Origin of the sequence: Pseudomonas fluorescens (assembly GCF_900636825.1) — a bacterium.
GTDB lineage: Bacteria > Pseudomonadota > Gammaproteobacteria > Pseudomonadales > Pseudomonadaceae > Aquipseudomonas > Aquipseudomonas fluorescens_BG.
Genome location: NZ_LR134318.1, coordinates 3,396,805 through 3,418,357, shown reverse-complemented (window position 1 = coordinate 3,418,357; position 21,553 = coordinate 3,396,805). Strand labels below are relative to the sequence as shown.

The 21,553-nt window shown below is 60.6% G+C and carries 20 protein-coding genes; 2 read left to right on the top strand and 18 right to left on the bottom strand.

The genetic code is table 11. The annotated features are described in order from the left end of the window. Positions 1 to 33 precede the first annotated feature (33 nt). From EL257_RS15335 to rfaH, 14 genes are all read right to left on the bottom strand, one after another. Positions 34 to 1,506 carry a family 16 glycosylhydrolase gene (locus tag EL257_RS15335; RefSeq protein ID WP_126363989.1) on the bottom strand — a complete coding sequence of 491 codons (1,473 nt, stop codon included), beginning with the start codon at positions 1,504 to 1,506 and terminating at the stop codon, positions 34 to 36. A gap of 39 nt (positions 1,507 to 1,545) precedes the next feature. Next, positions 1,546 to 2,601: a UDP-glucose 4-epimerase GalE gene (gene galE, locus EL257_RS15330; protein ID WP_126363986.1), complete on the bottom strand. Its 1,056-nt coding sequence runs from the start codon at positions 2,599 to 2,601 to the stop codon at positions 1,546 to 1,548. A gap of 31 nt (positions 2,602 to 2,632) precedes the next feature. Beyond that, complete coding sequence (locus EL257_RS15325) at positions 2,633 to 4,051, bottom strand: oligosaccharide flippase family protein (RefSeq protein ID WP_126363983.1); 1,419 nt, start codon at positions 4,049 to 4,051, stop codon at positions 2,633 to 2,635. Between the two features lie 32 nt (positions 4,052 to 4,083). Next, positions 4,084 to 5,016, bottom strand: coding sequence for a glycosyltransferase family 2 protein (locus EL257_RS15320; RefSeq protein ID WP_126363980.1), 933 nt, complete (start codon positions 5,014 to 5,016; stop codon positions 4,084 to 4,086). Continuing rightward, entirely contained in the window at positions 5,010 to 6,323 is a 1,314-nt protein-coding gene (locus EL257_RS15315; protein ID WP_126363977.1) for an O-antigen ligase family protein, read from the bottom strand. The genes EL257_RS15320 and EL257_RS15315 overlap by 7 nt, the downstream gene beginning before the upstream one ends. Next, positions 6,320 to 7,432 (bottom strand): glycosyltransferase, encoded by a 1,113-nt coding sequence (locus EL257_RS15310; protein ID WP_126363974.1) that lies wholly within the window; start codon positions 7,430 to 7,432, stop codon positions 6,320 to 6,322. The genes EL257_RS15315 and EL257_RS15310 overlap by 4 nt, the downstream gene beginning before the upstream one ends. Then, positions 7,429 to 8,499: a glycosyltransferase gene (locus EL257_RS15305; protein ID WP_126363971.1), complete on the bottom strand. Its 1,071-nt coding sequence runs from the start codon at positions 8,497 to 8,499 to the stop codon at positions 7,429 to 7,431. The genes EL257_RS15310 and EL257_RS15305 overlap by 4 nt, the downstream gene beginning before the upstream one ends. A gap of 11 nt (positions 8,500 to 8,510) precedes the next feature. Then, positions 8,511 to 9,218 carry a WecB/TagA/CpsF family glycosyltransferase gene (locus EL257_RS15300; RefSeq protein WP_126363968.1) on the bottom strand — a complete coding sequence of 236 codons (708 nt, stop codon included), beginning with the start codon at positions 9,216 to 9,218 and terminating at the stop codon, positions 8,511 to 8,513. Next, complete coding sequence (locus EL257_RS15295; RefSeq protein ID WP_126363965.1) at positions 9,215 to 10,573, bottom strand: UDP-glucose dehydrogenase family protein; 1,359 nt, start codon at positions 10,571 to 10,573, stop codon at positions 9,215 to 9,217. The genes EL257_RS15300 and EL257_RS15295 overlap by 4 nt, the downstream gene beginning before the upstream one ends. A 45-nt stretch (positions 10,574 to 10,618) precedes the next feature. Next, positions 10,619 to 12,010, bottom strand: coding sequence for an undecaprenyl-phosphate glucose phosphotransferase (locus EL257_RS15290; RefSeq protein WP_126363962.1), 1,392 nt, complete (start codon positions 12,008 to 12,010; stop codon positions 10,619 to 10,621). Between the two features lie 63 nt (positions 12,011 to 12,073). Continuing rightward, positions 12,074 to 14,386 (bottom strand): GumC family protein, encoded by a 2,313-nt coding sequence (locus EL257_RS15285; RefSeq protein ID WP_126363959.1) that lies wholly within the window; start codon positions 14,384 to 14,386, stop codon positions 12,074 to 12,076. Between the two features lie 2 nt (positions 14,387 to 14,388). Next, positions 14,389 to 14,922 (bottom strand): polysaccharide biosynthesis/export family protein, encoded by a 534-nt coding sequence (locus tag EL257_RS15280; RefSeq protein WP_126363956.1) that lies wholly within the window; start codon positions 14,920 to 14,922, stop codon positions 14,389 to 14,391. Positions 14,923 to 14,934: 12 nt separating this feature from the next. Then, entirely contained in the window at positions 14,935 to 16,095 is a 1,161-nt protein-coding gene (locus tag EL257_RS15275; RefSeq protein ID WP_126363953.1) for an outer membrane beta-barrel protein, read from the bottom strand. Positions 16,096 to 16,125: 30 nt separating this feature from the next. Next, a complete protein-coding gene (gene rfaH / locus EL257_RS15270; RefSeq protein WP_126363950.1) occupies positions 16,126 to 16,665 on the bottom strand; it encodes a transcription/translation regulatory transformer protein RfaH in 540 nt (179 codons plus the stop codon). Positions 16,666 to 17,376: 711 nt separating this feature from the next. Between rfaH and EL257_RS15265 the strand changes: the two genes are divergently transcribed. Beyond that, positions 17,377 to 18,351, top strand: a complete 975-nt coding sequence (locus tag EL257_RS15265) for an SDR family NAD(P)-dependent oxidoreductase (RefSeq protein ID WP_126363947.1) — start codon at positions 17,377 to 17,379, stop codon at positions 18,349 to 18,351. Positions 18,352 to 18,457: 106 nt separating this feature from the next. Here EL257_RS15265 and EL257_RS15260 read toward each other — a convergent pair whose 3' ends face one another. Both EL257_RS15260 and EL257_RS15255 read right to left on the bottom strand, forming a co-directional pair. Then, positions 18,458 to 18,667: a hypothetical protein gene (locus tag EL257_RS15260; RefSeq protein WP_126363944.1), complete on the bottom strand. Its 210-nt coding sequence runs from the start codon at positions 18,665 to 18,667 to the stop codon at positions 18,458 to 18,460. Positions 18,668 to 18,752: 85 nt separating this feature from the next. Further along, a complete protein-coding gene (locus tag EL257_RS15255; RefSeq protein ID WP_126363942.1) occupies positions 18,753 to 20,162 on the bottom strand; it encodes a homospermidine synthase in 1,410 nt (469 codons plus the stop codon). A gap of 188 nt (positions 20,163 to 20,350) precedes the next feature. Here EL257_RS15255 and EL257_RS15250 point away from each other — a divergent pair, with 188 nt between their 5' ends. After that, positions 20,351 to 20,581 carry a hypothetical protein gene (locus tag EL257_RS15250; protein WP_126363939.1) on the top strand — a complete coding sequence of 77 codons (231 nt, stop codon included), beginning with the start codon at positions 20,351 to 20,353 and terminating at the stop codon, positions 20,579 to 20,581. 10 nt (positions 20,582 to 20,591) lie between these two features. Here EL257_RS15250 and EL257_RS15245 read toward each other — a convergent pair whose 3' ends face one another. Both EL257_RS15245 and EL257_RS15240 read right to left on the bottom strand, forming a co-directional pair. After that, positions 20,592 to 21,128 (bottom strand): DUF4142 domain-containing protein, encoded by a 537-nt coding sequence (locus EL257_RS15245; protein ID WP_126363936.1) that lies wholly within the window; start codon positions 21,126 to 21,128, stop codon positions 20,592 to 20,594. Positions 21,129 to 21,179: 51 nt separating this feature from the next. Then, positions 21,180 to 21,404: a hypothetical protein gene (locus EL257_RS15240; protein ID WP_126363933.1), complete on the bottom strand. Its 225-nt coding sequence runs from the start codon at positions 21,402 to 21,404 to the stop codon at positions 21,180 to 21,182. Positions 21,405 to 21,553 lie beyond the last annotated feature (149 nt).

Genomic DNA, 21,553 nt, shown 5'->3' with positions numbered 1-21,553 from the left:
TTGGGTATCCGTCTGATCCACTCAGGGCGTCGCTCATGGGCGCTGCCAGACGCGGACATAATCGATGCGGAATATGGACGGCAGGTCGGCATCGTCGACAACGCCGAACCAGTCCCACATGGCTTCGCTGTCGAAGACGATTTGCATCGGGAAATGCCAGTTCGTGTTCCTCGCCTCCCTGACCAGCACGCCGTCGACGTACCAGCGCAGGGTGTCGGGCTGCCAGTCGAAACCGTAGACGTGAAAAGTGTTCGCCAGGCGCCACGGGGCCACCCAGCTACTGCCAGCGCTCAGGTGCTGGGTGCTTTGCGGTGTGGCCCAGACGTGGGCGTTCATGTTGTAGAGACGGTCGAACGCTTCGTTTTTGGTCTTGCCGCCAATTTCGAAAATATCGATTTCGGTGGCATTGTCCGGCAGGCCCGTCCACGCCAGCCAGAACGCGCTGGAGCCTGCGGAGTTCATCGGTTTGGCGCGGGCTTCGTAATAGCCGTAGAGCCCGCGCTCTTCGGTGCGCACCATGGCCGAGCTGTAGTCCTTGTAGCCCAGGCTCACGTATTTTTCCGGCAAGGTCTGTTTGCGGAAGGTGATATTGAGATTGCCATTGCCGACGCGGGCATTTTCCGGCAGAAACAGCGCCGGTTTTCTGCCCAGCGAATCGGTGCCGGTCGCGTTGTTGACGTGCCAACGCACCGGGTCGAGGGCCGTGCCGTTGAATTCATCGGACAACCGCGTATCGCGCTGCCAACGCCCCACGTTGGCTTGATCTGAAAGCGGCAGGTCGGCGTTTTCCGGCGTCGGCGTGGGCCCCAGCGGGCCGATGCGCGTCCATGCGTCGACCTGTGGCGGGATGGCAACCGCCCATTTCTTCGCCAGATATTCGAAGACGCTGCGGCGCTCGGCCTGGCTGCTGAAAGGGCGGTCATACACCAGGACCTCGGCGACATCGCCACGGAGGATTTCCGAGGTGCCCACCACATTGCGCGCCACGGCGAACGGGCCGATCGGCACGTCATTGGCTTCCAGAAACGCCAAGGTCGCTGGATACGCCGTGGTCTGTTGCACGCTGATGCCGAAGTTCGGCGCGACGTTATCGTTGTCGGCCAATTGCGGGCGCGAACTGAACAGGCGTTGCCAGGCCTTGCCACCCGCCTGCTCGGGCAAGCGCCGCGACACTACGAACACCGTGACCGGGCCTTTACCGGTGCGGATGGCCGCACCCAAAAACGCCGCGGTGCCACTGAACCGAACGACGCCGCGGCCGTTTAGCGCATCGCTCACGCGCAGCGGCAAGGTTACGGCCTTGGGATTGTCGACCTCGACGTGGTGGCCGTGCGTCGACTTGTCATGCCAGCGCAGCAGCTGATTCCGCGCGTCGAGGGTCATAGCGGCCGGATCGTCGGCATCCAGCCACAACACCAGGCCGTCGGCGGTCGGTCGTTCAAGCTCCCCGCGCGCACTCGCGGCCAGCAAAGTCAATGCAAGCAGTAGCCAGGAATAACGGCTCATGGGTCATCCTTTACGTGTGATTGCGCCTCGGCTGCCGGGTTACTTCATGCCGACCGCGAGCAGCGGCGCCGGTTGCGGGCTATAGCCCCGAGGGTTGTTCGATTGCCAGTGCCAACTGTCGATGAGCATCTGCGTCAGATCTCGCTGGGCGCTCCAGCCCAGTTCGCGCCGGGCCTTGTCGACATCGGCCCAGCACTCGGCGACGTCACCGGCACGGCGTTCGGCGAAACGGTACGGGATGCTGATGCCGGTGACGTCTTCAAAGCCGCTGATGATTTGCAGCACGCTGTAACCGATACCAGTGCCGAGGTTCCAGATGTGCAGCCCGGCTCCGGCCTGCAATACCTGCAATGCCTTGAGATGACCTTCGGCCAGATCGACTACATGAATGTAGTCGCGCACGCAGGTGCCGTCCGCCGTCGGGTAGTCGTTACCGTAAACCGTCAGCGCCGGCATCAGACCCATCGCTACTTGGGTAAGGCATGGCAGCAGATTGTTCGGCAGGCCATTGGGCGCTTCGCCGATCCGGCCGCTGGGGTGGGCGCCGATGGGGTTGAAATAGCGCAGTACGGCGATACTCCAGCGCGAGTCGGAACGCGCCAGATCACTCAGCAACTCTTCGATCATCAACTTGGAGCGACCGTATGGGTTGGCCGGTTTGCCGGTGCCCGACGCTTCGACAATCGGCGTCGCCGCCGGCTCGCCGTACACCGTCGCCGATGAACTGAACACCAGGTTGAACACGTGCGCCCGCGCCATCGCCTGGCACAGACTGAGGGTGCCGACGACATTGTTGGCGTAATAATCCATTGGCCGTCGCACGCTTTGCGCCACGGCTTTGAGCCCGGCGAAGTGCAGCACCGCGTCGATGTCGTAGGTGCTGAAAATTTCCTCGAGCAGCGCTGCGTCGCGGATATCGCCCTCGATAAAGTCGATGCGCGAATGGCTCAGTTGTTCCAGCCGTGCAATTGATTCCCGGCAGCTATTGCTCAGATTGTCCAGAATCAGCACCGAGCGGCCGGCCTCGATCAGTTGCAGTGCCGTGTGAGAACCGAGGTAGCCGGCTCCGCCAGTGATCAGCGTGGTTTTGCGCATGACGACGTGCTCCATTGCGGGAAAAGCCAGGTCAGCGGGCGGTGAACACCAACTTGAATTCGTGCGGCCAGCGCGGGTGCAACAGGCTGTAGACGAGGCCATAGGTCACGGTGCCGACGGCGATGTCACAGAGCAGATGCAGATACCCGGACAAGCCCGAATGCGCGGACGTCCAGATCACGGCCATGACCATCACCCAGGAGGCGACCATGCTGCGGTAACCGGACTGCAAGCAGGTGCGCCAGTGATAACCGATCGCCGCGTGCAAGCCGCGAATCTGCAAGGGCGTCATCAGCACCATGCGCAGCAGCAGCGCCCACGCCGCCGCCATGCCACCGAGCTGAGCACCGAACAGATAGACCAGCGACAGCGCCAGCAGCGTGGTGCCGACTTCGGCCTTGAGGGTCAGGTGCGTGCGGTTCACCGCCACCAGCGCAGTCGTCGCGTATAGCGCCAGATTGCCCAGCGCAGCGGTGCACGCCAGCACTTGCAGCATCGGGATTGCATCGGCCCACTTGGCGCCGAAGATCAGCAGGATGATGTCGTTGGCGGTCAGGGCAATCCCGAAAAACAGCGGGGTGAGGACAAAGCCGCTGATGGCGGTCGAGTCGCCGATCACGCCGATCAGTCGCGCGGGTTCGGCGCTGCGCCGGGCGAACACCGGCAGCGCGTAACTCATCAAGCCGTTGTAGATCGCCGAGCGCGGCAGGTCGATGATGCGCATCGCCAGGTTGAACATGCCCACCGCGTGGGCGCCAGCGGTGAGGCCGAGAATCACGTTGACCCCGCGTTGCAGGGTTTGCGAACTCATGACATTGATCGCCACCGGCGTGCCCGCGCGCAGCACTTCGCCGAGCACTTGGCGGTCGATGTGCAGAGGGATGCGGCGCGGGTCGTTGCGCATCAATACCACGGCCGAAATACAATCCATGATCAACGCCTGGGCAATCACGGCCCACGGCCCCAGGCCCAGCAGTGCGACCGCTACGCCGCCCAGGCCACCGGCGACTTTGCCGAGCAACGTGCGCGAGGCGAGCAATTTGAAGTTGCCGCTGCGGCGCATTTGCGCGACGTAGACCCGAGCCATCAGGGTGAACAGAATCTTCACCGACGCCACGGCGGTCATCCAGCGCAGCTCGGCAGACGTCGTGTACAGCATGACGCCCAGCGAGATCAGCGCAATCGACGCGAGACTGACCAGCACCGCGAACCAGAACACGCTGCTGACATGTTTGTCTTCCATGCGCTGCAGGCGAACCAGCGGATCTTCCAGCATCGATGAAAACAGAATGCCGACCACTTCGACGATGGCAATGATCACCGTGCCGACGCCCAGTTCGGTTGGCGTCAACAGATGTGCGTAGACCACGAAGGTAATCATCGAAAGGAAAATCAGCCCGAATTTCTCGGTGAAAATCCATATCAGCGTCATCAGTCGATGGTTGGCCATGGGGCGGAACCTGTAGAGAAGGGGCGATCGCTTCAGGCGTGCCTGCGCAACGTTTTCAAGCGGGCGTAGAGGTAGCGCAGGGTCGGCTTGCCATGGAAAAACAGCAGCGTTTGCCACGAGTGCGCAAGCATCTGCCGAAACACCTGGATGACCCGCGTGTGGTCGCCGCGACGGGAAAACGCGTTAAGGAATTCGGCATGGTTGGCGAGGACGAAATGGATGCGTTGTTGCTTGCTTAGCCGCGCGCCGTAGCGGCTCAGATACAGCTCGATGAAACGGATTTTGTGCGGGTAATACTTGTGCGGTTGCGCGGTGATGTTGCCACTGCTGACCGCGCGCCAATGCAGAATCTGCGGCACGGTGTGGATCTCCGCCAGCTCGGCGATGCGGGTCCACAGCAAACGATCCTCGGCAAAGCGCAGGCTCTGCTCGAAACCGCCGATGGCCAGGATCGTCTCGCGCAGCGCCAGTACGCCCGAGGTGCCGTTGATCATGTTTTCACGGATGAAATCGGCAAAATGATCACCGTGCTTGCGACGATCTTCGAGCTGGCGTTTGCCGTCATCGAACTCGCTCATCTGGTAACAATCGATCAGGCCGACCTTGCGCCCTTGCCGGGTCAGATCGGCGAACAGCGCAAGCTGCTTTTCGAGCTTTTGCGGGTGCCAGCGGTCGTCGGCGTCGAGGAAGGCGATAAAGGTTTCTTCGGCACTGAAAATGCCTCGATTGCGCGCCGTGGCCGGGCCCTGATTGGCCTGCTGCAACAACAGCAAAGGGAAGGGCGCCGGGTAGTCTTTGACGATTTGCGCACCGGCGTCGCTGGATCCGTCGTCGACGACGATCACCTTGTCCGGCAGGCGGGTTTGCCCGCACACCGAATCCAGCGTTTGCACGATGCTCGCCGCAGCGTTGTACAACGGAATCACCACGCACACCGTGAGGGGCGGCACCGGTTCGTTCAGCATGGACGTTGCTCCTGAAAGGCATTGCGCAGCGGGCGCGATTCAACGCCAGGGCGGCGAACCGCGGTGCGTTCGAGGCGGTGATGACGGAAGGTCAGGCTCAGCACGCAAAACAGCAGAAACTCGCCCGAGCGATAATTGGGAATGACGTAGGCGACGTAATTGGTGACCACGAACAAGCCGATGATCACCAGCGCGCAGGCTTGATAGCGCGCGGATTGGTCGGCGGTGGTGAGGGCGCGATACCGTTTGCTCAAGGCTTGGGCAAACAGCAGCAACAATGCGACCAGTTGAATCAGCCCGCCGTTGAGCAACGTTTCCACGTAGCCGCTGTGGGCATTGCCGATGTAGCCCCAGCGGTTGATGAAAGCGTCGGCCTCGGCACTGGCCCAGAACGCACCGAAGCCGTAGCCCTTGATAAAGCGATCATCGATCAGCGGCTGAAGCAGATCCCAGATCAGCGTGCGGTCGGTGAGTGACGGATCGCGACCGACCAGCTCCAGCAGTAGCGCATAGTTGGCGTAAAGCATCAGGCACAGCAGAAAGAACACAATCGTCGCGGCGCACAGGGTGGCCATTGACCGGTTGATGCGCAAACGGATCAGCAGCAGGAAGTAGCCGTAGCTGACGGCGCCCGCGACGACCAGCGCAATGGCCGTCGCCGATTGCGCCAGGCCAATGGCGATCAGCGCGAACAAGCCATAGAGCATTGCCAACGGGTTGCGCTGACGAATCATCGGCAGCAGCAACAGGATCGCGATGGCGTTGAGACGCGCCCCGGCGTTCTTTTCCGCGAAGATCCCGCGAAACGCACCGTCGCGTATGCCGCCGGAGATGAACGCGATGTCCGGTCGAATCAAGGCAAAAATCAGCCCGACCAGCGCCGCCGCGCCAATCACGCAACCGAACAGCAGGGCGATGCGTTCCAGGCTGTAGCGATAAGCGATGAAGCCGCCGAAAAACACCACGCTCAGCAGCGCGATGAAGCGTTTGAAGCTCAGCATCGGCTCGCTCGACCAACCAATCGACGCCGCGACGCAAGCAAGGAACAGCAGCAGGAAGAAATTCTGTTGGTAGAAGCTTTTGCTCAGGAAGACTTTGTGGCGCACAAAGAAAAACAGCGGCACCAGCAGAGTCAACATCCCGCACACCTGATTGGCGACGTTGCCTTCCAGGTCCTGCTGCGCATCGTCGAGCACGCTGACGTTACCCAGGCGCAGAAAGAAGCCGATCACTTGGGTGTAGAACAACACACCGAAAAGAATGAACGCGTCGCCCAGCGTCGAGTAACGAACTTGCAGTCTGTTCATCGCCGAGGCCTCGCCAGCAACGCTTGCAGATACGTCTGCACGGCCCGTGCGTTGATGAAACGGGCTGCCGCATCGATGCGTCGTTGTTGATTCAGCGCCCGGGGATTGTTCAGTTGCGTGCTGATAGCGGCGGCGAGGCCCACCGCGTCATCGACCTCAACCAACGGCGCCACCGTGCCGTCAGCGAGAATTTCCTGCGGGCCGTAAGGGCACCGGGTCGCGACCACCGGCGTACCTGTCGACAGGGCTTCAACCAGAGCGTTGGGGCTGCCTTCGAAGCGTGACGACAGGACGAAGCAGTCGGCGTGGGCGATTTCGGCGATGGGGTCAGCTGCGTAGCCCGGCAAGTCGCAACGGTGCGCAACGCCAAGCGCCGTGGCCCGTGCGAGCAGATCACTGCGCAACGAACCTTCGCCGAAAATCACCAGGCGCACATCAAGCTCCGGCAGGCGGGCGAAGGCTTCGATCAGGCTGTCGAAGCCTTTTTGCCGGGCTAGCCGGCCCACTGCGACGATCACCCGGGTGGACTTGTCTTGCAGCCAGGGATGGTTGGGGGCACCAGGACGGCGCTCGCGAAAATCGTTGTCGAGCACCGGATTGTCGGCGGTGGTCACATCCCGTGGACGGGCGATGGTGCTGTCGATGAGGTCTTGCGCGACACCCTGCGAAACGCAGATCACCGGGTTGGGAATCAACCGATACAGCCACGGCGCCAGCCAGTAGGCGAAGCGCACTGACAGCGCCGGGTTGACATGTTTGTCGCGGGAGAACGCGTTGCGCTCACTCACATGCAGGCGTTTCAACGTGCCGGACAACGTCGCGGCGGCGATGGCAACGACGTTGACGTGGGTGAGCGCGGCGAGTTGCGCATCGAAGCGGTTTTCGCGCAGGAATCGGGTCAGCGCCGGCACGGCAACGGCGCTGCGGGAACGTTGCAACGTCACCTGGCGCACCCGCGGATCGAGCGCCGCGAGGTTGATTCCGCCACCGGTGAGCATCAGCAATGTCACGTCATTGCCGGCCTCTACCAGCGCGCCGGCGAGGCGCATCATCATCTTCTCCGCGCCGCCGGCACCGAGGTCCTGAAGAATGATCAGCAGTTTTTTCATCGCAGCCACACCTGGTAATAAGCCTCAGCGGCGTATTGGCTGGTATAGGGGCGGATCGCCTCGCTGACTGACGGCCGCGCGGCCACAGGGCCGTCCAGGCTGTCGAGCAGCGCTTGGGCCAGCGCCGGGACGTCGTCGACTTTGACCAGACGGCCGAGGCGGCCGTGGTCGAGCAATTCACGCGGGCCGCTGCCACAATCGGTGGAGAGCACCGCAGTGCCGAGCGCCAAAGCCTCGACCAACACCGTCGGCAAGCCTTCGTCCAGCGAGCTGAGAACCAGCAGTCGCGCCTGACGGATCAGCGGATAGGGATTACGCAAATGTCCGGTGAAATGCACGTTGCGCTCGATGCCGAGGCGGGCAGCCTGTTCTTCGAGCGCGACGCGCATCGGGCCGTCGCCGGCAATCACCAGATACGGCAGGACCCGTTGCCGGCCCGCCTGCGCATACGCCTCCAGCAGCAAATGAAAGCCCTTGAGCTCGACCAGACGACCGATGCCCAGCCAGTATTGATGCGGCACGCCACCGGGCAATGGCGCTTGCGCGGCCTGCAACAGTTGCTCGGTGATCACCGCGTTAGGGCAATAACGAATTCGCGGTCGCCCCCACGGCATCAGCCGCGTCAGCGATTGACGCAAACCGTGGGACACCGCCACCACCTTGCCGCTGCCGCACAGGTACAGCGCGTACAACAGGCGCAGGCTGGCGAGTCCGGTTTTCTGTTCGGTGCAATCGAGCGCGGCGTGGCGGCTGTAAATGACTTTGCAGTCGCTGCCGAACGTGGCGAACCACGCGCACAGGTTGGCTTGCTCCTTGGCACTGATCAGATGCGTGACGCCTTCGCGGTGAATCAGTCGACGCAACAGCACGATCGACTTCAGCCAGCCGCCGACACCGCTGCCGCCACCGGCGCTGTTCTGCGCGCCATCGACGTTCGGCGCATCACCGTTCATGACGAAGAAACTCACTCGGCGGCCGTCCTGCAGAAACTGTTCGGCGAGGCGTTGCTGCACGCACTCGACGCCGCCGCCAGTCTGGTAATCCTTGAGGGTAAACAGAATATGCATCGTCGGAATCCTTACGGGGCGGTGACGTCGATGGCGACCTGACGGCGAAGAATCAACTCGGTCAGGCGCAGCGCATTGCTCGGGTAATCGAGCAGGTAGCGTTTGATCGTGTGGGGCTCGCGGTACATGCGGTAGAACGCGCGCAGATGCAGGCGATTGACGAGCTCGGGGTAGTAGCGTTCGCTGGCATTGGCTTCCTGGCGGATAAACCCGCCGCAGGTGAACGCGACACCGTTGAATCCACCGTGCAGCGCTTGCAGCACAAAGCGCTCCTGCAAACCCGCGCCGAGGCCGACCAGCAACACGTTGGCGCGCTGGCGGCGGATGTCTGCCTGCAGCGCAACAGCTTGTTCGGCATTGAAATAGCCGTCATGCGCGCCGACCAGTTGCAAGCGCGGATATTGCGTGCCGAGCTTTTCGACGAAGCGTTCCAGCTCGGGCTGGCGGGCGCCGACGATGTAGACCCGTTTGCCGCGTTGCTCGCATTCACGCAAGACCGGATCCGCGATCGAGGTGAAATCGAAACTGACCCGTTCAACCGCGCGCCCGGTCATGCGTGACATGAAACCGGACATCAGCATGCCGTCGCAGAAATACGCCAGCGACGGCGACGGTTGGTGCATGAAGCTGCCGATCGAGGCGAAGTTGATGAACGAAAAGGCGCGGTTCGATTCGAGCAAGGCCGGCGAATAACGGCCCACCAGTTCCAGCCGAATCATGATGCAACGCCTTGCGTCCGGGCATCCTGGGTCGGACGGCCGACGCTGATATACGTGAAGCCACGGCGGCTCAGCCGCTGCGGATCGAACAGGTTGCGGCCATCGAAAATCAGCGGTTGTCTGAGTTGCCGCGCCAGCAGTTCGAAGTCCGGCGCACGAAACGAGGGCCACTCAGTGACGATGACCAGTGCATCGGCATTTTTCAGCGCGGCCTCTTTGGTTCCGGCCAGCGTCAGGTCATCGCGCGCGCCATACAGTTGCTGGGTCTGTTCCATTGCCTTCGGGTCGAATGCCTGAACGTTGGCGCCGGCGCGCCACAGCGCCTCCATCAGCACGCGACTGGGTGCCTCGCGCATGTCATCGGTATTGGGTTTGAAACTCAGGCCCCAAAGCGCAAAAGTCTTGCCGTGCAGCGCGCCGCCAAAGTGATCGGCAATCTTGTGGAACAGTGTGGTTTTCTGCTCGTTGTTGCGCGACTCGACCGCTTTGAGCATGCGCGCATCGATGTCGACTTCCTGCGCTGCGTGGATTAGCGCGCGCACATCTTTGGGGAAGCACGAGCCGCCGTAACCGACGCCCGGATAGATGAACTGATAACCGATGCGCGGATCGGAACCGATGCCGTGACGGACCATTTCGATGTCCGCGCCGAGCTTTTCCGCGAGACCGGCCATTTCGTTCATGAAGCTGATCTTGGTCGCGAGCATGCAGTTGGCCGCGTACTTGGTCAGCTCGGCGCTGCGCACATCCATGACGATGATCTTTTCGCGGTTGCGGTTGAACGGCTCGTACAACTCGCGCATGACCGCCTCAGCGCGTGGGCTGTCGGTGCCGACGATGATGCGATCCGGGCGCAGGCAGTCTTCGACCGCGCAACCTTCCTTGAGAAACTCGGGGTTGGAGACCACATCGAAGGTCAGCGCGCTGCGACCAGACTCCGCAAGTATTTCAGCGATGCATTCACGCACCCGATCTGCGGTGCCCACCGGCACGGTCGATTTGTCGACGATGGTTTGCTCGCCGCGCAGGTGTTCGCCAATGGTGCGGGCAACGCTCAATACGTGTTTGAGGTCTGCCGAGCCGTCTTCATCCGGCGGCGTGCCCACCGCGATCAACAGCACGTCGCCGTGCACCACCGCGCTGGCCAGATCGCTGCCGAATTGCAGCCGTCCGCTGTGATGGTTATCGCGCACCAGGCTTTTCAGACCCGGTTCGTACAAGGGCAGGGTGCCGTCGTTCAAGGCCTGGACCTTGGCGCTGTCGACATCGACGCACAGCACATTGTGGCCCACCTCGGCCAGGGCGGCGCCTTGCACCAGTCCGACATAACCGATACCGAATACACTCACATTCATGGGAAAACCTCATGCGCGGTGGGGCGGGCCACGGGCGGTCCGTGGTCAGTAGATGTTTTTCGAGAACAGGGTGAAGGGCGTCTTCAGGAGGATCTTGATGTCCAGCCACAGCGACCATTGGTTGATGTAATTCAGGTCTTGGGCGACCCGGTGCTGCATCTTCTCGACGGTTTCGGTTTCCCCGCGATGCCCGGTGATCTGCGCCAGACCGGTGATGCCGGGCTTGAGCCGATGGCGCGCCATGTAGGCGCGGACCTTGCCGGTGTAATAAATGTTGTGAGTGACCGCGTGCGGCCGCGGCCCGACCAGCGCCATGTGGCCGAACAGCACGTTGAACAGTTGCGGCAGCTCATCAATGGAGCTGCGCCGCAGAAAGCGTCCCAGCGGCGTAACACGGTCATCGTCGCGGGTCGCCTGACGCACCTGCTGGTCGTCATGCACGCGCATCGACCGGAATTTCCACACGCGGATCACTTCGCCGTCGCAGCCATGGCGGTTCTGCTTGAACAGCACCGGACCCGGCGAGGTCAGCTTGACCGCGAGCGCGACACCCAGCAGCAACGGGCTGAGCAAAATGATCGCCGTGGCAGCGAGGCTGCGTTCGAACAGATCTTTGCAGAACAGGCTGCCGGGGTGCGAAGTGAGCAGGCTCTCGTTGAGGTAGATCGCCGGCATCCGCTCGATCTCCGAGATCGAGTGATTGAGCAACACCATGCTGCCCAGATCGGGGATCCAGACCACGTCGACATTCATGTCGAGCAGGTTGATGTACAGCGCTTCGATGGTCGCCGCTTCGGCCATCGGCAACACGATGTACACCCGCCGCGCCTGCAGCCGCGTGATGATCTCGCGTACCTCGTCGACTTCCCCGAGTAACGGCAGGATGCTTGGCGCTGGCCCGCTGTCCGGTTTCGCCGCGATGAAGCCGAGCAGCAGGGTCCGCTCGGGATCGAACAGCTTTCTCGCCAGTTCATGGGCGGTCGGGCAGGTGCCGATGATCACGGCGCGGCGTTCGTGGCAGATCTTGCGCGTGTACAGCCGCACGAACAGGTGCAACGGCAGGAAACTCGCCGCCTGCACGACAAACCCCGCCACCGCCCAGACAATCACCACTTGCCGGGAAAACAGCGCGCTGGTCTGCGTGACGAAAGCGATGCTCATCAGCAATCCGAGCACGATCAGCCAACCGGCGAGCAAGCGGCTGAGCCCGACCAGCAAACCATGACGCTTGTGATAGACCTGCACCAGGCTGTAGACCGGCAGCGAGCCGAGCACGGTGAGGATGATCAGTACTCGATATTCACTGGGCACTTCGCCGATGCGCCATTGCACCAGCACCATCAGCAGCAGGTTCACCAAGGTCATTGCGCACAACCATTGGCCCCAGAAAGTGAGGCCGCGGCGTTGTGCCATTTGCGCGGAATATTGCGAAGTCATCGGCGCGATCTCCGAGTCGACGAGCAAAGAAGGGAAGATTGGCGGGCGGCACAGCCCTGAGGTTCAGCGCGGCGCGAAGTCGTAGTCGTAGAAGGAACGGGAGTGGCTGTGGCCGTACTTGCGTGCTTTGCGCAGATCGACCTGGTTGAGCACTACGCCAAACACGGGCGCGTGGCTCTGTTGCAGCACGGCGATGCTTTTGCGTACCTGGCCGACCGGGGTGCTCTGCGCCTTGACCACGTAGATCACGGCGTCCGAATGCTTGGCCAACAGCAGCGCGTCGCTGACGATTTCAGCGGGCGGCGAGTCGATAATGATGTGCCGATAACGAGTCTTCAGTGCCTCGAGCATGCGGCCCAGCCGTGGTGAACTGAGCAAATCCTGCGCCGGCGCGACCGCGCTGCGCGCGCCGCTTGCCGAACGCAGGCGTGGCGTATCGAACGGGTCGAGTGCCGAAGGCGTCAGGCAGCCGGCCGGCAGCATGTCGAGATTGCCGACAGTGCGAATGCAATCCTCGAGGCGTGCGGTGCCGGCCATCAGGTTGGCCAGCCCGGGATTCTCCGCCGGGAAATCGAAGTTCAGCGACAGCGTCGGCTGGCGCATGTCGGCGTCGATCAGCAACACGCGCTCCAGCGAAGCAAGCGAGCAGGCGAGGTTGTTGGCGATAGTGCTTTTGCCTTCGCCAGATACCGACGAGGTGACCAGCACCACTTGTGACGGTGCTTTGCTGCTCTGCAACATCAGCCAGGTGCGCAGATTGCGAATGGTCTCGCAGAACCGCGGGTGGTCGTTGTCTTCAAACAGGCGCGCCAACTGCCTGCGGCTTTTCTTCACCACCAAAGGCACCACGCTGAGCAACGGCACATTCAGCAGGCTTTCGACGGTGTCATCGGTTTTGAAGGTGTTGCTCAGGGTGTCGAACAGGAAGGCGAGGGCCACGCCAACCACCGCCGCGACCAATGCGACGATTGCCACGATCAGGCTCTTGCGCGGTTTGCTGGCTTCCAGCGGCATGATCGCCGGGTCGACGATGCGCGCCTTGGCTGAATCCATGTCAGAGGTGGCGGCGGTTTCCTTGAGGCGGGTGACGAAGGTTTCATACAGCGCACGGGTGCTGTCGACCTCGCGCTGGTATTCACGCAGCTGGAATTCCTTGCGCGAAATATCCTGAATCTGCGCCTTGTTGGTATTGAAGGATTTGCGCAAGGCATCTTCGCTGGCCATCGCCAGTTGATATTGGCGTTCGATGCCGGCCACCACTTGCTGCACTTGCAGGCGCAGGCTGTTGGCGGCGGTGCGCTGTTCGGAACGGGCGGATATCAGCGCCGGATGTTTCGGCCCATAACGCCCGGACAATTCCTCGACCTTGGCTTGCGCCTTGGCCAGATCGGCCTGGAATTGCTGAATCAACGGGTTGCTCAGCACCGCCGGCACGCTCGACAGGCGACTGATATCGCCATTGCTCAAGGCCTGCGCCTGGCGGAACTGGCTCTCCGCCTCGGCACGATCGCGCCGCGCATCGATCATGCGATTGCCGGTCATTTGCAGTTCGTTGGCGCTGATCGTGGCGACGCCGTCGACATCCACCAGACCCTGTTCTTCGCGGTACGCCTGCAATTTGTTCTCGGCAACGCGCAGGTTGTCGCGCAACTCGACCAGCCGGGTGTTCATCCAACTGGTGTTGTTCTGCGAGGATTTCAGGCTGGTGTCTTGTTGGCTGTCGATAAAGCCTTGCGCGAGGGCGTTGGCAACAGCGGCGGCGAGGCCCGGGTCGGGCAGTTCGACTTCAATTTCCAGCAACTGGCTCTTGCCGACGAATTTGACGCTGGTGTGCAGCATGATGTTCTGCGTGACGTCGTTGAACACATCCGCCTCGGTCGGTGCTGGCTTGGGCGGCGGCAGCAGATCAAGCCACGGCAGCCATTGGCCGTGATTGAGCTCGGCCAGCCACTGGCGTGGCGCGAACCAGCTCTTGGGCTGCTGTCGCGGGTCGGTCAGCGGGTTTGTGGTCAAGCCGAGCTTGCGCACCGCGCGTTCCGCCAGATCGCGCGATTGCAGCAACGCTTGCTGGGTCTGCAAATAATCCGTGGTGGTGCTACCGCCGCCAGACTCGGCAGCCTGCTGGAAACTGAGCACCGGCGGCGTTTTGTCCTTGATCAGCAACGTCGCGCTGCCGACGTACTGCGGGGTGACGAAGGAAAGGGCGGCCACGGCGAGGGCGCAACTGAGCAATACCAGCCAGGCGATGTTCCATTTGGCGGACCAGACGACACGCCACAGGTGCAGCAAATCAAGGGTATCCGACTCGTCACCAGGCTGTTGTGCCTGATGCGTCTGGAGCGGACGTTCGACGTAGGTGCTTGGGCTGTTGTCCATGATCAGAAAAAGCCTTGTGCAATGGAAATGGTGTCGCCGGGGGCGATGACGGTGGTGCGCGAGATGTTCTCGGTGACCGGTGGGCCGCCGCTGCCGCGCAGGATCGTCACGCGTTTCATTGAGGCGCGTTCGGTCAGGCCGCCGCCCAGCGCAATGGCTTTTTCCAGGGTCAGGCCGGGCTGGAATGGATAACTGCCGGGCTTCTGCACTTCGCCGTTGATGTAGAACGGCCGGTACTCGATCTGGCTGAGGCTGACTTTGGGATCGACCAGATAGCCTTGCTTGAGGCCGTCGACGATCTTCTGTTCAACCTGGTTGGGCGTCAGGCCCCGGGCCACGATTTCGCCGAGAAAGGGGTAGGAAAACGTGCCGGCATCATTCAGGCGAATCTTCTTGAAACTCAGCTCCGGCTCGCCGAATACGGTGATGCGCAACACATCGCCGGCGGCCAGCCGGTAATCGGTGGCCGGCTCTGCAGCTTCGATGGAAGGCGTGATCCACAGCAGCAATAACAGCAACAACAGGCGCGTGTTCATGGCCCAACCCTCTTACAGACTGACGTCGAAAGTGATCTGGAACACATTGCGGGTGAAGCTTTCGTTCTCGGCGTCGGAGTCGTTATCGCGGTGGCGATAGGCGAGTTCGACATCGAGCCAGCGGCGCATTTCATAGATCACGCCGAGTTTGTAATCCTGCAGATCGTCGCTGCGGTCCTGGCCTTCGTAGACGTAATGGCCCATGCCGGCTTCGGCGACGGTGGTGATGCGTTCGGTCCAGCCATGGCGCCAACCGATCTGGGTGAAAGTGGCTTTCACCGCGTCCGAGCCGTCGTCCCCCTCGGCCAGAGCCTGGCGGGCGAGAAAGGTGAAGGTCGAATAGGTGCGTGGTTTCCATGCCAGGTCGATTTGCCAGGTCGGATTGCTCAGGTCATCGGCGCCGCTTTCATCGAAGTTCTTGCGCTCGTAACCGACGCGCACCTTGCCGGTGGTTTTTGCCGTCATGTCCCATTCGGCACCCGCGAGCACGGCATCGGAGCGGCTGCTGCGCGGGCTGTCGGATTGCAGATAGTCGAAACGGGTGTGGTCATATTCGAGCAAGCCACGGGTCTTGCTGCCGAGACGGTGATACCAGGTGGTGCTCAGGTTGCTGGTATTGCGTTCCTTGTCATCATTGATGCCGTCGGCATTGTCGTAGCGCAGTTGCGCGTAACTGGCGCCGAAGTCGAGCTGATTCTGTGCGCTGCGTGCGCCGAAGGTGTAGACGCCGCCAACGCGCTTGCTTTCGATCTTGTCGTTGATGCCATCGACGGCGGTCGAGGTGGTGCGCTCGTATTTGCGTGCTTCGGCTTCAAGCTTCAAACGGTGCCGGTCGGTGAATTCCATGATGCTGTCGGCGCGCAGGCGTTGGGCGGTGTTCGAAGCGTCGGAGGCGCTGTGATAGATGTAGCGCGTCGGTTCCCAGATCACCCGCGTGGCGCTGTTGCGATCTTCGGCCTTGAGCTCGAAGGCGGGGGCGAGTCGAGTGACCATGGTCGACTCAACGTCGTGCTCCACTTCGCGGAAATTATCGTCGTAGCTTTCCGACAGCTCGAATGTCGGGGTGAAGCCGAAGCCATAGACATTGATGGCTTGCGGGTCGGTGCTCCAGGCTGCTTCGGGACATAAACAAGCCACGAATAACGCGGCTGGACAGCGAGACTTCAGGGCCATGGTGGGTGTTCCTGAAAGGAAATGTCGTTGTCAGGCCGGGCGGTTTTCGGACGATGGCCGCTGACGCTCGAGATGTCTCAGCGGCACGCAAACGTGCTGCTGCCGGTTGAGAAATTGCAGAAGGAGCATGACGCGCTCGTCGCCGTGCATGGACAGGAACACACCTTCAAGCGGGGACAATGGGCCCTCGACGATTTGCAACGATTCACCGGGTTCCAGCGCATGCTCGGCAGGAAAGCCAATGGATTGCAGGGTGCGTTCGCGCAGATGCGTAATCACCTGATTGTCGACGATGGCGGGAACGTGATTGAACTCGACGATGCGACTCACACCGCGTGTCGAGCGGATGGGCGACCAATTGTCGTCTCGGCTCAGCTGGATAAAGACGTAGCCGGGGAACAGCGATTCAAGCACGCGATGGCGTTTGCCACGGACACTTTTCTCGCTCATCAACCGTGGACGAAACGTCATGTAGTTTTGTTGCTGCAAGTTGAGTTGTGCCCGTTCATCCTGGCGGGGCTTGCACTGCAATAAGTACCAGTTAGAGCCATTGCGGCAAACTGTTAGCATGCTGGAGTACTCCATACATAGCGATCGTTTAAGCAGCACGGCCGATGTCGTGACACAGGTCGAGGTGCTGGCTAGTAGGTAGTAAGCTGATCAAGGCAAATTGGCCGAGCCAGATGCATCAATGTCTTTATTGGCAGAGAGAAGTGTTTCAATAATGAATCACTTGGGGCGAGTTATTATTATCAGTGCCGTCGTTTTAATGTCAGGAGTGGACGGGCTTTCGTTTAGACAAAGCTACCGCACGGTGCGCAATGCGACCTGGAAAATACGGTGTTTCATTAACTGCCCACTGGCAAAAGAACTTCAACAGTTCATTCGGCGCGGTGTTCCCCGGGCAGGAGATAGTTATCGGCCAGTCCGCGAAAACTGTCAAATAATAACAGTCAAAAAGTGTACCTTTTATCCAGTTCCAAAAAAGCATGTGCGCAATCTGCTGTTTTTATTGGGTTAATCAGTTTCGTCTGATTTTTTAAACTATTTTTACGTTTTGCGGTCGCCTTCGTTAGTTGGCTTTGTATGATGTCAAATTAGTTGCATTTGAGCGGCTTGGTCGGTCGCCGGAACTTCGTTCGCACGATTGTGAAGGTTTCGCTATCACTCGTAAGCATAATTAAATAACTTTTTGATTAGTTGTCATAAAGTCGATGTTCGGCCAGTATTCGGGCGTTCGACTGCGTGAAGATTGGCATCCTGTTGATTGAGGTCTCGTCCATGGTCGTGCTGGTAACTGGCGCTGCAGGCTTCATCGGCTATCACACCGTCCGACGTTTATGCGCCGCCGGCCTGGATGTCGTTGGCATCGACAACCTCAATCATTATTACGACGTTGCGCTCAAACAGGCGCGCCTGCACAACTTGCAAAAGCTCGGGCATTTTCGCTTTTTTCCGTTGGATATTGCCGATAAACAGCCACTCATGGCGTTGTTCGAACGCTGTCGTTTCGAACAGGTCGTGCATCTGGCAGCACAAGCCGGCGTACGCTATTCCCTTGATAACCCCGACGCGTATGTACAGTCGAATCTGGTCGGTTTCATGAACATTCTCGAGGCCTGCCGAGCGTACCCGCCCAGTCATTTGATTTATGCATCGAGCAGTTCGGTTTACGGCGCCAACAGCATCATGCCGTTTAGCGAAAAGCATCCGGTCGAACAACCGGTATCGCTGTACGCGGCGACCAAACGGGCGAACGAACTGCTTGCGCACAGCTATTGCCACCTCTACGGACTGCGCGCAACGGGCCTGCGTTTTTTCACCGTGTATGGGCCGTGGGGGCGACCTGATATGGCCCTTTTCAAATTCACCGCCGCGATCCTCGCGGGCCGTCCCGTGGAGCTCTACAACCAAGGCGAAATGTCGCGGGATTTCACCTATATCGACGACATCGTCGAAGCCATCTGGCGGTTGCGCGATCAACCGCCAGCGCCGAACGGCGAGCGCGGCAGCCACCGTTTGTTCAACATCGGCCGCGGCAGTCCTGTTGCGCTGCTGACGTTTGTCGAGTGTCTGGAGAAAGCACTGGGCATCAAGGCCCGACGGCATTTTCTGCCCATGCAGGAAGGTGACGTGGTCAAGACATGGGCGGACGTTTCAGCGCTGTCTGCATGCATCGGCTTTAGTCCGAGCGTGCCGATCGAGCAGGGGGTGAGGGCGTTCGTGGACTGGCATCGGGAGTTTTATAAGCCGTAGGCGCTGCGGTCTGTTGATTTTGGAGCATAAGATCAAAAGATCGCAGCGTGCCGCAGCTCCTACAGGGGTTTGAATCGAGTCCGTAACCGTCAGGGTGCAAGACACATCAGTGGAGCGTGACTACGCGGCGACTTTCGCCGATGCGAATGCGATCGAGCGCACGGTTCAACGCATCCAGTGCATCGAGCAGCGCCTTGGCCTCGGCTTCGCGACCTTCGCCCCAGAGCCGCTCGGCCATTTTGTTCAGCGCCTGGATCGATCGCTCGATCTCGGCGGCGCTGGCGGATTCTCTGGCAGTTGGGGGTTTGTTGGACATTCATGAACCTGTTCAGGATTGCCGTTGGGCGGGCGGGCAAACATTGTGTCGATGTCCGGCAGGTTACGCCGCCCGGCACTGCTGCTCAACCGAAGCGGACATGGCGAAATTGCCACGGGTCGTCGCCCGTCGCGTTGTCTGTGTCTTCGCTGGTTGAGCCGAGCGGCGTCCAATCGGTGTAGAAACCGCGCAGTTCACCCAGATAGGGATCGCACATTTGCAAGATCTCGCGGTGGGGCAATTCGTCGGGTTCCAGAATCCCGCGCCGGGGATTTTTCATTGCCCAGATGACCCCGGCCATCACCGCCGCCGTGACCTGCAATGAAGTTGCGCTGTTGTGCGGGCACAGTGATCGCGCCTCTTCGATGGTCAGCGTCGAACCGTACCAATAAGCGTTCTTCGCGTGCCCCATCAACAGCACACCGAGTTCGTCACGGCCTCCGACGATGTCGTCGTCAAGCAAACGCTGACGCGGCTGCGCCTGCCAGTGCCGTGCAGCCAGTTCATGCAGGGACAACAGCGCATCATCGCAGGGGCGATAGGCGTAATGCACGGTGGGGCGATAGTGCGGATGCGCGCCTTCGCCGAGTGTGAGGTATTCAGCAATCGAAATGGATTCGCTGTGGGTAACCAAAAAACCCAGGGTCGCGCCGGTGCCGGGCGTCCAGGTGTGCACCTGTGTCGCCGCGCCGGGTCGTTGCAGATAGATTGCCGCTTGACTGCCTGTCGGATGGCGTCGGGCATCGGCCGGCAACGCCGACTCATGCGTGCCCCAACCCAGTTCCGCAGGTTGGCAGGCTTCGGCGATAAACCCGTCCACTGACCAGGTGTTGACGAACTCTCCGGGCTGCTTGCGCAGGCTGCTGAACTGAGAGTCGTATTCGGCAATGTGGATCGCTTTGATGCCCAGCGTTTGCGCCAGTTGTGCCCAATCTTCGCGGCTTGCGCAGGCCGGCTGAGCGTGACCGAGATCGACCGCCAGATTCTCGAGAGCATGCTTTACCAGATGCGAAACCAGCCCCGGATTTGCGCCGTGGGTGAGTATTGAAGTAGCCGTATCGCGGCTGCCGCGCAGAGCCAGAATGCCATGGCGCAACGCGTAATTGGTGCACGCTTGTGGCGTCTGCCTGTCGCTGTCGTAGCCGCCGGGCCATGGCTCGGTGCAGGTATCGAGATACAGAGCACCGCGTGCCTGGCAAAAGGCGAGCAGCGCCTGACTCGACACTTGCACGGAAAGGTTGAGGAGAAAATCGCCGGCGTTCAGCCGGGGCTCCAGACACGCATGAAAGTTGTCTTCAGTCAGCGCTTGTTGCTCGACTTGAACGGCGAATTGCTGATGCGCTTCGAATGCCGCGTCGGAGGGGCATATCAACAAAATACGCGAAGGCTCCAGATCGATGTGGCGCAACAGCAGCGGCAGCACGCCGCGACCGATGCTGCCATATCCTATCATGACCAAGCGTCCGGCAAACGGTTGTCGTTTGAGTTCAAGCATGTGCGTCTCCCGAAGCGGCGAGTTGGGTAAGCTTCTTCGAGCCTCTGTAATGTGCGACCGCTCATGCGCGCGCCAGTGCCGTTCAATCGAGCGCCGGTCGCTGCTCAAAATGGCGAGCAAAAAAACGAACTGTTGCCGCCGCTCGCACGTCCATCGTTCTGACTGCCACATGAATCGAGGAGACGGGAATGAACGACTATCCGCTAGACGAAACCGATTCCGAACACCGCAATCGTCAGTTCGCGCAAGCGCTGGGGCTTGAGGCTGACGAGGTTGAACGGTGGGTCAGTTCGATCGAGGAGGATGGCAGCGGCATGGGCTACGTGGTGCATTTTTCCAGCGAGACACCCGCCGAAGTTCTGGCCAAGGTGCAAGGCTTGGGAGAGGACCGAATGATCAATATCGGTCCGATAGATTAACCCGGCAGGGTCACTTCAGAGGGGCGGGGGCCGTCAGTGCTCCCGCGGAAGGCTTGAGCTTTTCGCGCAGCAACTGCGCTTTTTCCGCCTGCTTTTCCAGATCGACCAGCTCCGACTGCGCAAACGCCTTGAGCTCCGGATTTTCCGACTGCATCGTTTCCTTCTTGAACAGCATGACCTGGCGCTGAAGGCTCTCGGTCTGGCTTTCAATGTAAATCCGATCGAAGGGATCATCCCGTGACTCCAAGCGCAACTGCCTGGCTTTGTCCGCCATGGACAATTCGGTCGGTACGTCCATACGCAGCTTTTCGCCCAACTGTTTCAGCCGTGGCAAAAGCTTCTGATGATCGGCGATGGCCTGCTTGGCAAAGGCTTGTACTTGCGGTGAGGGATTCTTGGTCAGCGCCACTTCGGCGCTTTGTTTCTGAAACAGACTCTCCTGAGTCGCTTGCTCGATAAACGCGTTGAGCGTGACCGCGTAGCAAGCGTTGAGCATTTGCGCGCTGAGCACCAGCGCAGCCAGGCATTTCACGGCGAATGATTTCATGGTGCGCAACCCTCTGCAGAGTGGCGCGAGGCAACCCTCGCGCGGAACACTTCACGGTTGTTGATAGTGCCCGGGAATGTTGTCGCCTTCTTCGGGTTTGGTGCGTTTCTGCACCTGTACATCGGTGAGTTCGATGTCTTTGAATTCGGGAAATGTGCTCTTGACCAGGCTCGCGGCCATCGCAGGTTCTAGTGTTTCGCGGTCATGCACAAGCGTTCGACTCTGCGGTTGATTGTCGGCGATGAAACTGACGATGTAGCGGTGTTCAGTGGACATGAGTGAACTCCTGTTTTCAGGCGTCGATTGCATTCAATCATTGGAATGCTGACGGTGGCCGGGAATTCAGAAAATTTGCAAAAGAGGGCCGAAAGCGCTCGTCCCTGAGGTGCGAACAGCAGGGGAGCGGGGCTCCCCTGCGCTTGACG

Excerpts from the sequence above, each read along its gene's own strand:
- EL257_RS15335 (WP_126363989.1), bottom strand. The coding sequence starts at position 1,506 with ATGAGCCGTTATTCCTGGCTACTGCTTGCATTGACTTTGCTGGCCGCG.
- galE (WP_126363986.1), bottom strand. The coding sequence starts at position 2,601 with ATGCGCAAAACCACGCTGATCACTGGCGGAGCCGGCTACCTCGGTTCT.
- EL257_RS15325 (WP_126363983.1), bottom strand. The coding sequence starts at position 4,051 with ATGGCCAACCATCGACTGATGACGCTGATATGGATTTTCACCGAGAAA.
- EL257_RS15320 (WP_126363980.1), bottom strand. The coding sequence starts at position 5,016 with ATGCTGAACGAACCGGTGCCGCCCCTCACGGTGTGCGTGGTGATTCCG.
- EL257_RS15315 (WP_126363977.1), bottom strand. The coding sequence starts at position 6,323 with ATGAACAGACTGCAAGTTCGTTACTCGACGCTGGGCGACGCGTTCATT.
- EL257_RS15310 (WP_126363974.1), bottom strand. The coding sequence starts at position 7,432 with ATGAAAAAACTGCTGATCATTCTTCAGGACCTCGGTGCCGGCGGCGCG.
- EL257_RS15305 (WP_126363971.1), bottom strand. The coding sequence starts at position 8,499 with ATGCATATTCTGTTTACCCTCAAGGATTACCAGACTGGCGGCGGCGTC.
- EL257_RS15300 (WP_126363968.1), bottom strand. The coding sequence starts at position 9,218 with ATGATTCGGCTGGAACTGGTGGGCCGTTATTCGCCGGCCTTGCTCGAA.
- EL257_RS15295 (WP_126363965.1), bottom strand. The coding sequence starts at position 10,573 with ATGAATGTGAGTGTATTCGGTATCGGTTATGTCGGACTGGTGCAAGGC.
- EL257_RS15290 (WP_126363962.1), bottom strand. The coding sequence starts at position 12,010 with ATGACTTCGCAATATTCCGCGCAAATGGCACAACGCCGCGGCCTCACT.
- EL257_RS15285 (WP_126363959.1), bottom strand. The coding sequence starts at position 14,386 with ATGGACAACAGCCCAAGCACCTACGTCGAACGTCCGCTCCAGACGCAT.
- EL257_RS15280 (WP_126363956.1), bottom strand. The coding sequence starts at position 14,922 with ATGAACACGCGCCTGTTGTTGCTGTTATTGCTGCTGTGGATCACGCCT.
- EL257_RS15275 (WP_126363953.1), bottom strand. The coding sequence starts at position 16,095 with ATGGCCCTGAAGTCTCGCTGTCCAGCCGCGTTATTCGTGGCTTGTTTA.
- rfaH (WP_126363950.1), bottom strand. The coding sequence starts at position 16,665 with ATGCTAACAGTTTGCCGCAATGGCTCTAACTGGTACTTATTGCAGTGC.
- EL257_RS15265 (WP_126363947.1), top strand. The coding sequence starts at position 17,377 with ATGGTCGTGCTGGTAACTGGCGCTGCAGGCTTCATCGGCTATCACACC.
- EL257_RS15260 (WP_126363944.1), bottom strand. The coding sequence starts at position 18,667 with ATGTCCAACAAACCCCCAACTGCCAGAGAATCCGCCAGCGCCGCCGAG.
- EL257_RS15255 (WP_126363942.1), bottom strand. The coding sequence starts at position 20,162 with ATGCTTGAACTCAAACGACAACCGTTTGCCGGACGCTTGGTCATGATA.
- EL257_RS15250 (WP_126363939.1), top strand. The coding sequence starts at position 20,351 with ATGAACGACTATCCGCTAGACGAAACCGATTCCGAACACCGCAATCGT.
- EL257_RS15245 (WP_126363936.1), bottom strand. The coding sequence starts at position 21,128 with ATGAAATCATTCGCCGTGAAATGCCTGGCTGCGCTGGTGCTCAGCGCG.
- EL257_RS15240 (WP_126363933.1), bottom strand. The coding sequence starts at position 21,404 with ATGTCCACTGAACACCGCTACATCGTCAGTTTCATCGCCGACAATCAA.